The organism is [Bacillus] enclensis (assembly GCF_001456935.1).
In the GTDB taxonomy this organism is placed as follows: Bacteria; Bacillota; Bacilli; order Bacillales; family Bacillaceae_B; genus Rossellomorea; species Rossellomorea enclensis.
The window spans coordinates 424,095-435,552 of the sequence record NZ_KQ758483.1 but is presented as its reverse complement, the minus strand read 5'-3'; the positions used below and the strand labels follow the sequence as shown (position 1 = coordinate 435,552).

At 41.9% G+C, this 11,458-nt stretch carries 13 protein-coding genes; 1 reads left to right on the top strand and 12 read right to left on the bottom strand.

Features of this window, described 5'->3' with window-relative positions:
• Window positions 1–3: 3 nt before the first annotated feature.
• The 8 genes from rsmH to AS034_RS09845 form a co-directional block, all read right to left on the bottom strand.
• Window positions 4–939 (bottom strand): 16S rRNA (cytosine(1402)-N(4))-methyltransferase RsmH, encoded by a 936-nt coding sequence (gene rsmH, locus AS034_RS09880; RefSeq protein ID WP_032088936.1) that lies wholly within the window; start codon window positions 937–939, stop codon window positions 4–6.
• A gap of 37 nt (window positions 940–976) precedes the next feature.
• Window positions 977–1,408 (bottom strand): division/cell wall cluster transcriptional repressor MraZ, encoded by a 432-nt coding sequence (gene mraZ, locus AS034_RS09875; protein WP_032088937.1) that lies wholly within the window; start codon window positions 1,406–1,408, stop codon window positions 977–979.
• A gap of 224 nt (window positions 1,409–1,632) precedes the next feature.
• The gene (bshC, locus tag AS034_RS09870; protein WP_058298361.1) at window positions 1,633–3,252 is read right to left on the bottom strand and encodes a bacillithiol biosynthesis cysteine-adding enzyme BshC; all 1,620 of its coding nucleotides are present in this window, start codon (window positions 3,250–3,252) and stop codon (window positions 1,633–1,635) included.
• Between the two features lie 93 nt (window positions 3,253–3,345).
• Window positions 3,346–3,732 carry a DUF3397 domain-containing protein gene (locus AS034_RS09865; protein WP_058298360.1) on the bottom strand — a complete coding sequence of 129 codons (387 nt, stop codon included), beginning with the start codon at window positions 3,730–3,732 and terminating at the stop codon, window positions 3,346–3,348.
• Window position 3,733: 1 nt separating this feature from the next.
• Complete coding sequence (locus AS034_RS09860) at window positions 3,734–4,630, bottom strand: ketopantoate reductase family protein (protein ID WP_058298359.1); 897 nt, start codon at window positions 4,628–4,630, stop codon at window positions 3,734–3,736.
• A gap of 133 nt (window positions 4,631–4,763) precedes the next feature.
• The gene (locus tag AS034_RS09855) at window positions 4,764–6,305 is read right to left on the bottom strand and encodes an acyl-CoA carboxylase subunit beta (protein ID WP_058298358.1); all 1,542 of its coding nucleotides are present in this window, start codon (window positions 6,303–6,305) and stop codon (window positions 4,764–4,766) included.
• A 377-nt stretch (window positions 6,306–6,682) separates the two neighbouring features.
• Window positions 6,683–6,898 carry a biotin/lipoyl-binding carrier protein gene (locus AS034_RS09850; protein WP_032088942.1) on the bottom strand — a complete coding sequence of 72 codons (216 nt, stop codon included), beginning with the start codon at window positions 6,896–6,898 and terminating at the stop codon, window positions 6,683–6,685.
• A gap of 32 nt (window positions 6,899–6,930) precedes the next feature.
• On the bottom strand, window positions 6,931–8,280 hold the full coding sequence (locus AS034_RS09845; RefSeq protein WP_032088943.1) for an acetyl-CoA carboxylase biotin carboxylase subunit: 1,350 nt from the start codon (window positions 8,278–8,280) through the stop codon (window positions 6,931–6,933).
• A 227-nt stretch (window positions 8,281–8,507) separates the two neighbouring features.
• Here AS034_RS09845 and AS034_RS09840 point away from each other — a divergent pair, with 227 nt between their 5' ends.
• Window positions 8,508–8,984, top strand: a complete 477-nt coding sequence (locus AS034_RS09840; RefSeq protein WP_032088944.1) for an N-acetyltransferase — start codon at window positions 8,508–8,510, stop codon at window positions 8,982–8,984.
• Between the two features lie 47 nt (window positions 8,985–9,031).
• Here AS034_RS09840 and AS034_RS09835 read toward each other — a convergent pair whose 3' ends face one another.
• The 4 genes from AS034_RS09835 to AS034_RS09820 form a co-directional block, all read right to left on the bottom strand.
• Window positions 9,032–9,640 (bottom strand): RsfA family transcriptional regulator, encoded by a 609-nt coding sequence (locus tag AS034_RS09835; protein WP_058298357.1) that lies wholly within the window; start codon window positions 9,638–9,640, stop codon window positions 9,032–9,034.
• 101 nt (window positions 9,641–9,741) lie between these two features.
• A complete protein-coding gene (locus AS034_RS09830) occupies window positions 9,742–10,500 on the bottom strand; it encodes an enoyl-CoA hydratase/isomerase family protein (protein ID WP_032088946.1) in 759 nt (252 codons plus the stop codon).
• A gap of 144 nt (window positions 10,501–10,644) precedes the next feature.
• A complete protein-coding gene (rpmF, locus tag AS034_RS09825; RefSeq protein WP_032088947.1) occupies window positions 10,645–10,818 on the bottom strand; it encodes a 50S ribosomal protein L32 in 174 nt (57 codons plus the stop codon).
• 62 nt (window positions 10,819–10,880) lie between these two features.
• Window positions 10,881–11,423, bottom strand: a complete 543-nt coding sequence (locus AS034_RS09820; protein ID WP_032088948.1) for a YceD family protein — start codon at window positions 11,421–11,423, stop codon at window positions 10,881–10,883.
• Window positions 11,424–11,458 lie beyond the last annotated feature (35 nt).

Sequence of the window (11,458 nt, the reverse complement as noted above, 5' to 3'; positions counted from 1 at the left end):
TTTTTATCTATTTTTTTCTGCAATTCTTAACTTTGCTGATCTTGCCCTATTATTTTCTGTGAGTTCCTCTTCACTTGGTAATATCGGTTTTCTCGTGACTAGTTTTAACACCGGCTCGTATTCCTTTGGGATGATGGGAAGCCCTGGCGGCAGATCAGGCCCCGATGCTTTCTCTTTAAACATCGTTTTACACATTCGGTCCTCTAACGAGTGAAACGTGATGACACTCACCCTTCCGCCTTTTCCAAGCACATCAATCGCCTGTTCAAGGGAATCTTCAAAAGCCCCGAGTTCATCATTGACTGCAATCCTGATCGCCTGGAACACCCTTTTGGCAGGATGGCCTCCTTTTCTCCTAGCGGGTGCTGGAATTCCTTCCTTAATCAATTCAACAAGCTCTCCAGTGGTTTCGATCGGTTTTAATTCACGAGCGGCCTCGATCTTCCTGGCAATCTGCTTTGAGAACTTTTCTTCCCCATACCGGTAAAAGATACGGACAAGATCTTCGAAAGCCCAGTGATTCACAACATCGAATGCACTCACATCCCCTTCAAGGTCCATCCTCATATCCAGCGGGGCGTCATGATGATAGCTGAAACCCCTTTCCGGTGTATCAAGCTGCGGTGATGACACACCCAAATCATACAGGATGCCATCTACACTATGTACTCCGAGCTGTCCAAGCTCATGTTTCAAGTTGCGGAAATTCGATTGAACAAAGGTCACCTGTCCCTTATAGGGTGAAAGTTTTTCCCTTGCATGGCGGATTGCCGTTTCATCCTGATCGAAGCAGTATAGATGCCCCTTATCTGATAATTGGCTCAGCAGGTATTCACTATGTCCCGCACCGCCCAGTGTACAATCGACATAAACTCCATCTTCTTTGATATTCAATCCATCTACTGTTTCTTTTAATAATACCGTTGTATGTTTAAACATGTTGACGTCACCTTTCCAATCGAACGTTTTTGAGCTGTCAAATATCAAATCCTATCATATTCTCTGCTAGCTCTGCAAAAGAATCTTCGGACTCTGTGAAGTAGTCTTCCCATAAAGCCTTACTCCAAATCTCAATCCGATTGGAAACTCCAAGGATGATGCATTCTTTATCCAGCTTTGCGTAATTGACAAGAGTTGAAGGGATGTTGATCCTGCCAGTCTTGTCCAATTCACTTTCTGTTGCTCCAGAAAAGAAGAAGCGTGTAAAAGCACGTGCGTCTTTCTTTGTCAGAGGCAATGCTTTCAACTTTTCTTCAAGTGCGCGCCATTCATCCATGGGGTAGCCGAATAAGCATTGGTCCAAACCACGGGTGATGACGAAAGAATCGCCGAGTAGATCGCGGAACTTGGCAGGCACTATTAAACGGCCTTTATTATCAATGTTATGTTGATATTCGCCCATGAACATATGCACTGCCCCCACTTTCTATCACAAATGTACCACATCCCCCCACTTTTCTCCACTGTTTTCTAAATTCTCTTTTTATAAAATTTTTCCTTTAATTTTCTGTTTCCTTTTTCCTCCTTTTCCTGACAGGGAAAGGAAGAAAAACTTGTCTTATAAACACACAAAAAGGACTTCTTTCGCCTTTTATTACGAAAGAAGTCCTTTTTTATTTTTCGTACTTGAATTCAAACATAAACGACTTTATGACTTCCGTCGAAGTCCATCGGAAGGGATGTCAGGTTCCGGATAAAGTCCTCTCCATACTTATTGAGGAAATAAAGGACATTCCAGGTCCTTTCCTGGGGACCGCCGCTTGGGCGCAGACAGTTATCTACTTTTGCAAAATCTGAAAACGTTTTATCATGCTTATCCCTCAGCGCCTTATCTGTCCTTTTCCTTAAGAAATCTAATTGCTGCAGATGGATTGAAAGATTCTTATCCGCAATTTGATCCAACCCGTGTCCGATCCGTGCGGTCTTATCACGGATATCCTCATATTTTTTCTGCATCATTTGTTCAAGCTCGGATATTTCGATTTCCAGACTCGGCAACTTTATGGATTCCCAATATCTTTCGCGCACTTCAGTGACACCATTCATTAACACTTGGGATAATGAAAGACCGAGGAGATCCATTTTCTTCTCCACTTCCCTTTCAAGCAGGGTGATACTTAATCTGGGGATGACAGGCGGGATTTTTAATCCCACATATTCGAAAGCTTTCTTCAATTCTCCCCAATAAGCAATTTCTCCCGGCCCTCCGATGAAGGCAAGCGTAGGAAACAGCCATTCCTGCATCATTGGCCTTGTCACCACGTTATTGCTGAAGTTTTCCGGTGTTTTTTCAAGCATCGACAGCAATTCAGCGGCCGAGATCACACTCCCGGTATTCTTTTCAGTAAAGCTGTAATCTTCTCTTTCAAGCAATGCGCGTTCATTGTTTAAGTTGATAAAAATATTTGCTGCATCGGGAGAGATATCCAGCTGGGTGTTGAAACCATTTCTTTTTATTTCACCCTGCTGCTCGAGAACTGCATTCGTAATCTGCTGACTTCCCTCAATCAGATGATGAAAGTGGTGTTTTTCAAGGGACCGTAATTGCGGGTAGGCGGAATCGATCACAAGCAGTCCAAAGTCTTTGAACAGGTGCATGACGAAATGGGCGAAGAATCTTACAATATCGTTCTGATCTTCTATCATTTCTGTCAATTCGCCTGCCAGTTTTTTTGTATGCGGGGTTTCACCAAGGGTCTTGAGAATTTCTGTCACCCAGTTCTTCATCACGTTTCTATCATATGAAATGTCCGAAGTCATTTTCTTTCCAGACACTCTTTCGGGATAGCCTTTTTTCTCGATTATGTTCCCTTTCTCGAGATAAATGTGATTCACTTCCTGATAATCATGATCTTCCCCGGCAATCCAAAATACAGGCACTACAGGATGATTCAACTCTTTTTCCTGCTGCTTTGCCAGTTTGATGATAGAGATGATTTTATGTATCGTATATAACGGCCCTGTTAATAAACCAGCCTGCTGGCCTGCCACGACGGCTACTGCATCGTTCTTCAGTTTCGCCAGGGACTCATTTACTTCCCGGGAGCCAGGCAGACCTTTCATATACCCGGCGATACAATCCGTCAGTTCGGCACGAGGGAACTCACGGGCCGCCAAGTCTTCCATCCGCTGCGAATAGACATCGGACTGATTTATATTATAGTGAAAAAAAGAAGTCACTGGTTCTTTCTGCTCTATATATAATGAAGCAAACTGGTTGATCGCCGGAATGTTCAGATTCTCCAAATCCATATGAACTACTACTCCTTTTCTGGCTCTTTATTTCCTAACGATGAGTATACCATTTCACTGACCGAAAAGAAAAAAAACTGCCTGTAAAAAGGACTAATTCAGTTCGATAATTCTTATGATCAAGCCCGTGATCATTAAAGCGATATAAGCCGCAAAAAACAAAAGGAAATTTATCCTCCACACACCCCTGATGACCTGAGGATAATGGATTTCTCCTTTTGCCCTCCAATATAATACGGCAAATATCAAGCCTATGCAGCAAACACTAAGAAATATAATCCACAAGTAAGAAGTGTTCCATATGGCAAGCACAATAAAATGGACAGAGACCATCAACAAAAATGTAGTCACGTCAATCGCAAGATGTACCGCTTTGCGGTGATTCTTCATTACTTCCTTGGCAATAATAAAGCTGATGAAATACCCCAAAAATGGAATAATGACAAAAATGGCAATGATCGTTGAAAAAATAGAAGCCATTTTACCCCCCCTGACCTTCTCTTTCAATTCCTTTAACTAATTCGTAAAGTGTTTTCATGATGGGTAAAAAATGGTTTTCTTTTTCGGCCTTTAACAACAAAGCTCCCAGAATGGTCTCAACCTCTGTATTTCTTCTCTCTTCAATATCCTTGAGCATGGATGAACGATTAGATGAAGTGCTCTTGACTACGTCCATGACTTCTTCGAAGCGGATGTGGTCCTTCATATGAGGAAAAAGGATGTGCAATTCATTGAATAACGCATGCTGTATATGAAGGAAATGTGGATTTTCCGCCAGCCTGCCATTCTTTATTCGGGCAATCGAGGTCAGAGGATTAATCAATACATTAATAAATAATTTTTTTAAAATCATTTTTTCATAGTCGTCTTTGAGTGAAAAAGGAAAATATTTTATTTCCTGTATTAATAGTTCTTCTATCCGGGTCGATTCTCCTCTTATAAAAGCAAGATTTGTCCTGCCTTTACCTGTATGGACGACTGAGTGATCATTTTCTTTTAATGCCCCATGTTCGACAGAGCCTGCAAGAAGGGTTTCGTGGGGCAGGCTTTTCACCCGATCTATATGACCTATACCATTCTGCAGAAACAATAATGGAACACTGACATCGGTATTTACCAAGGCATTCAATACCGGTCCAAGGTCATATTCCTTAACAGCTATTATGATGAGATTGAATCCCATGCCACTTCCCCTGAGCCTCTCTGCTTGGAAAAAAGAATGATAGTCATGACCATCCCTCTTAAGAGTGAGAGCATGACGGTTTATCTCTTGAACTTGTTCAGATCTCCTTACTAACAGGGTGACATCAAACTTTTCACTTAAATAATGAGAGAAAAGAAGTCCGAGTGCCCCTCCGCCTATAATCCCTATCTTCATGCTATCTCCTTTTTTAAACAGATTATGTATGATTCATATTTTAGCAAATATTTCCCTTTCAGAAAACTACAGGTAAAAAGAAGCACAAAAAAACTTGTTCCTGATATTCCAGGAACAAGTCTGCTTCAAAACCTTAAACCGGATACACCGGATGCTTTCTTTCACTGAACTGCACATCTTTTGTTTCGTACAGTTTATAACGCTCAATCAATACAGAACGTAGCTCATTCGGAGCTGTGATTTCATCGATGATCAATTCTGAAGCCAATTTATAGATATCGATATGTTCTTTATATTCCTGTTGTTTCTCTTGAACATATTTTATTCTTTCTTTCGGGTCTTCAATCGCCTGGATCTTATTTGAATACACTGCATTCACTGCTGCTTCTGGCCCCATCACGGCTATTTGTGCAGTAGGAAGTGCAATGCAGACATCTGGATCAAATGCCGGTCCAGCCATAGCGTACAATCCTGCACCGTATGCCTTTCTTACGATAACAGAAATCTTCGGTACAGTCGCACTGCTCATGGCTGCAATAAGCTTGGCACCGTGCCTGATTATCCCAGCCCTTTCAACTTTTGTCCCGATCATAAAGCCTGGAACATCAGCAAGGAAAAGCAAAGGAATATGGAATGCATCACACAGCTGGATGAATTTAGCACCTTTATCCGCAGAGTCATGAAACAAGACACCGCCCTTAACCTTTGGCTGGTTGGCAATGATTCCGACCACTTTTCCATCCATACGGGCAAATCCTGTGATTAGCTCAGGAGCAAATAATTTCTTCATTTCGAAGAAGCTGCCTTCATCAATCAGAGTATTTATGCCTTCGTACATATCAAACGGTGCATTTTGATGCTGAGGGATGATGTCTTCGAGAAGTCTATCCGTTTTTGGTGCCACCCCTTCTTTCACGGAAGGTTTCTCTTTATAGTTTGCCGGGAAATAACCCAAATATCTTTTCGCCTCTTCGATCGCTTCTTCTTCAGATGCAGCAAGTAAGTCACCGCAGCCGCTGACAGAACAGTGCATTCTAGCCCCGCCCATTTCTTCCAGCGTTACCTTTTCTCCTATTACCTTTTCCGCCATACGGGGTGACCCGAGGTACATCGATGCATTCCCATCAACCATGATGACGATATCACAGAAAGCCGGGATATATGCTCCGCCTGCCGCGGATGGGCCAAAAAGGATACAGACCTGAGGAACCATCCCGGACATTTTCACTTGATTATGAAAGATCTTACCAGCCCCTCTGCGATTCGGGAACATTTCTAGCTGGTCGGTGATACGGGCTCCGGCTGAATCGACTAAATAAAAGATAGGGACTTGAAGGTTCAGTGCCGTTTCCTGGATGCGGATGATTTTTTCTACAGTCCTTGCACCCCACGAACCAGCTTTGACCGTAGAATCATTGGCCATTACACAGACTGTCTGTCCGCCTACTTTACCGATGGCTGTTACAACACCGTCTGCAGGAAGATCTTCCGCTTTGTTGTTTGCGAACATGCCGTCTTCCTGGTAATCCCCATTGTCGAATAATAGCTGAAGACGATCACGGACGAACATTTTGTTTTGTTCTTTTAATTTTTCGTGGTATTTCGGCTGGCCGCCGGCGTTTATTCTTTCTTTTGTTTCATTGAGTGTATCTATGAATGTTTTAGATGCAGTCATATGAATCCCCCTTTGTTCGTTATGTAGTGTTTGTACCCCTCTGAAAACGCTATCTTCATCTACTTTAAGTCATTTAATACGGTGATGGCTATTTAACTCCGCTGTTGGTTTCCATGCAAGACTACGCTTTTCGCTGGTGTCCCGTGAACTCGGCTTATTCACGGGTGAAGGAACTGTCCAGCTCCAGGGCTTAGAGGCACATGTCATAAGCCTCTGAGCAAAGCCCTTCCGCTTTTCTAGTAGGAGTCTTCGTCTTCCACTCCAGCAAACAGCTGGAACAGTCTCTTACCATGAAATCACTTTTTATCATTTTCATTGGAATGTATCTTCATCAATATTCGTCCGAAAATTAATACATACCAATATCCAAAGCTGTCTTATCCTTCAAGGACTATTAGTACGTCGCCTTCGTTGACGAAGTCGCCGACGTTTACTTTTATTTCTGAGACTTTCCCTTCGGCTTCGGCTTCGACCGGGATTTCCATTTTCATTGATTCAAGCATGAGGACTGTGTCACCGGCAGAGACGCTGCCTCCTTGTTCTACCAAAACATTTAATACTGTTCCTGCCATAGCTGCTGTAATTTCTTTCATTTTCATTTCCTCCAATTATGTGTTTTATCATCTTATGTTCTGTTTGCAGTCAAATAATCCTGTAGCCATTTCGTTGTGTACGTACCATCAAGGAACTCTTTTTCCCCTATTATTTCTTTGAAGAGACCCACATTTGTCTTGAGACCTTCAATTTGCACTTCAGAGAAAAATGTCTTTGCTTTTTCTATTGCTTCTGTTCGATCTTGACCGGTGATGATGCATTTAGAAATCATCGGATCATAGAAAGGGGTGACTTTATTCCCTTCGTCATATCCCGAGTCTATCCGGACATTTTCACTTCCTCCCCAATTAAGCACCTTGATCTGGCCAGGGGAAGGATAGAATGTTTTAGGATCTTCGGCGTATATTCTAAATTCCAATGCATGGCCTTCAGAAGTGATTTCTTCCTGCTTCAATAAAGGAAGAGGCTTTCCATCAGCTACTAAAAGCTGCCATTTAACAAGGTCAAGACCGGTGACGGATTCTGTTACCGGATGCTCGACTTGAAGCCTTGTATTCATTTCGAGGAAATAGAAATTTTCTTCACCATCCACAATGAACTCCACTGTCCCGGCATTGATATAATCAACTGCCTTCCCCGCTTGGACTGCTGCATCATACATCGCTTGTCTTGTCTTTTCAGACAGCACCGGTGAAGGGGATTCCTCTATTACTTTCTGGTTTCGTCTCTGAACTGAACAGTTTCGTTCAAACAAGTGGACGATGTTCCCATGGCTGTCACCGAAAATCTGCACTTCAATGTGACGCGCGTTCTCAACACATTTTTCAAGGAAGACTTCATCTTTACCGAAATATGCTTTTGCACGATTTTTTGTAGAGTCAAAGCTTTGAACGAGCGCTTGCTCATTTTCACAGCGAATCATTCCGATTCCGCCCCCGCCCCCGCTCGCCTTAAGCATGACCGGATACCCGATTCCTTCGGCAAGTTCCTTGGCAGTTTCGATATTGTCTACCCCGCCTTCGCTTCCCGGGACAACCGGGACCCCGGCCTGCTGCATGACCTTCCTGGCTTCTACTTTATCTCCCATTTTCTGGATTGTACTGTGCAATGGTCCGATGAAGGTAAAACCTTCTTCCGTAACCCTTTTCGCAAATTCCCCATTCTCCGATAACAGGCCGTATCCAGGGTGGATTCCGTCAACTTTTTCTTTCCTTGCCACTTCAAGAATATGATCTATAACTAAATAAGATTTGTTTACGGGCGGTTCACCGATTCGATGAGCAATATCGGCCTCCTTGACAAAAGGCAGTTCCTCATCTGCATCAGAGTAGACAGCAACCGTCTGAATGTTCAATTGTTTACACGTTTTAATGATTCTTGAAGCAATTTCTCCCCTGTTTGCAATTAAAACTTTTTGCACACTATCTCCCCTTTCTATAAAAAACAGCAATACATATAAAGATTTCTACAAAAACCGTCGAAATCCTCCTCTTTATTGTAAACGTTTTCTTATTTGAGTGCAGAATTTTTTGTTTATTTGTTATATAATAATAGTAAATAATCAATTTATTATTTAAATAGCTGCAGACGGATTCAAAAATATCCGTTTATGCAAGCTATCTGGAAGTAATAGTAGGAGGTAATATGATGGCAGTAAAAGTTGAGAAATTAAAAGTGAATTATAAAACTCTCGAAGAGTTCAAGAAGTTTAAAGAGTATGGAGTGCAAGAATTATCCATGCTTGAGGATCTCCAGGCCAATATTATCGAAAACGACAGCGAGTCTCCTTTTTACGGCATTTATTTCGGAGATACATTGATTGCACGAATGAGTCTGTATCAAAGGGAGGCCCGGTTCGATCAATATTTCGATCCACCGCAAAGATATTTGGAATTGTGGAAACTTGAGGTTCTGCCTAAATATCAAGGCAAAGGATACGGAAAGCTCCTTGTTGAATTCGCAAAAGGTTACGGCCTGCCGATCAAAACGAATTCCAGAATCAAATCCCAAGGATTCTGGGAAAAGATGGGCTTTGAGGCAGTCACCTACGATGTGGAAAGAGATCTCGGTGAAAATCCGATGGTCTGGTATCCTGAAGGTGTAAAAGAACAAAAAATCGGCTAATCAACAAAAAGGCTGGCTAATCATTAGCCAGCCTTTTTAGATGTCTCTTATTTGTTAACTCTTTGAAGATTCCCGTTTTTGTCCATTTGGAATTTCACTTTTTCTTCATTCCCCTGTAAAAGGGCCATTTTTCGAGCTTTTTCAAAAATCGTCAACAGGGATTTATGATCTTCTTCAAGTAAAGAGAATTTACTTTTGTATTCTTTTAATTCTGATTCAACCTGTTCACACTTATGTGCCAATTGAGAGATTTCATCCTTCAGCTTTTTATTTTCAAGCATTGCCTTCGCTTCATTACTGACCGCTTCTTCTGCTTTTTGCAGATACTGGATCATACTGCTCATCGAGAAATGCTCATTTGCGTTTTCACCGATCTCAGGTTGGAAAGATGTTTCCTGGTGAGGCTTATTCACCAGAGGAGTATGTTTTTTTGCTTGTTTCCTTTGTTTCTTCGCTAACTCTATACCTGATTTATATTGTTTGCGTACAAACGAATTCCACCGGAAACCACATGCGGCGGATGTCCTCGATAGCTTTCTTCCAACTTCTTCAAATGCCTTTAGCTGAGTGCCGCCTTCCCGTATATGGCGCAATACAACTTCAGCAAGTATTACATCTTCATCCTGACTCCAAGCATCCTGTCTATTTGAAGACATTTCCATCCCTCCTGTAAGATCCATTTATTCATGCATATGCACTTACTAGAGTAGATAGAATCAACAGATTACTTGAATTCAAAATAATTAATCCGGCTCCTTTATCTGGCTAAGAAACGGTCAACCGCCTTGTGATGTTCTTCCAACGCCCACAGCCTTGAACATTCACGGATTTCACTTTCAATGTTCTTCTCCATAACTGTTCTGTCCCAATCGTTCAACTGCTGTTTTTTGTATGCTTTGAGTACACCAGCGGTCTTAGTTGAAACAGCTTTTAATAAGGGCAAGTCCCTCATATCTCCCTTCTCCCCTACAAGTTCATTTATGAAGCCGATTTCGTATAAAAATTCAGCTTCGTTCAAGCTCGCTTCCATCAGAAGGGATATAGCTCTGGACGAATTAATCCTTTTATGGAGCAAAGTTCCTCCTCCCCAGCCGGTGGTTATGGCAAGGTTCCCTTGGACAAATCCCATCTTGATCCCTTTTCTGGCAACTCTAATATCGCATGAAGCCGCAATCTCGCATCCCCCGCCAATTGCCGTCCCATTGATAAAAGCGAACGTCGGCTTGGGCAGAAACGCAATTCTTGTTAAGATGTCCCCCATATGCCTGAGCATTTCATAACTTTCCTCTTCGGTTTTCAAGCGGTGGAACTCGGATAAATCCCCTCCTGAGCAAAAGGCTTCTTCTCCACTGCCAGTGATGACAAATGCTTTTACGGATGAATTCACATGACATTCTTTTAAAGCTTTGTCGAGTCCGTCCATGATTTCATAGTTGATAGCATTTCTTTTTTCAGGACGGTTGATTATGAAATGAAGTATCCCCTTCTCATCTTTATGTATGATATATTCTCCCATCTTGCTGCCCCTCCTTTTTTCTATAGTGTAAATGGATTCAACTGACTTGAACAGTGCCGCAATAAAAAAAGCGTGAAGAGCCATGGCCTCTTCACGCTTTTTTATTTGTTGCAAATGATTATTTGCAACCAGTTGTAAATAAAATTATTTGTTTACAACTTCTTTTCCTTTATACGTTCCGCACTCTTTGCAAACACGGTGTGCTAGTTTCATTTCACCACAGTTTGGGCATTCTACCATACCAGGTACACGTAGTTTGAAGTGTGTACGACGTTGTCTTTTTGCTGTTTTAGATGTTCTTCTAAAAGGTACTGCCATTCTTCCCACCTCCTTAAAGAGATAAAAATATTATGAAGCCAGAACGAACTGGTACTTCGCTTTTAAGAGTTCTTGTTTTGATCAAGAAGCTTTGCTAAGTCAGCGAGTCGAGGATCAACTTTCTTCTCTTTTTCCTCTTCGACTTCATAAGCTTGTTCTTCCGTCATCACTTCCCAGTTCTTACCGGAAGGAAGCTTATCCTGTTCTCTCGCTTCATCGCTGATTACCTGTAAAGGTATCTCAAGTAACAGCAACTCTCTGATTACTGGTTTTAAATCAATTACATCCCCTTCTATGCGGTGGATTTCTTCTTCTTCATAATGATCATATTCAGTCTCTGAAAGAAGAAAGGTTTCAATCGTTTTAAGATTGATTGGCAAATCCACATCCACAAGGGTTCTGGAACAGGGTAAAACCATATGCCCCGTTATGTTAAGATGGAAAGTGACGCGATTCGTTCCAATGTCAGCCTTACCTGTAACATGGATCGGAGAAACGTTCCTGACTTGCGGATCAATTTCTTCGGGATTGTCGAAAGTCACTGTTTCATCAAGGGTAAGTCCTTTATCCCTGTACTTTTGTAATTGTATTATCGACCATTTCAATGTCATCACCTCAAGGCAACAAAGGTAATTATAGA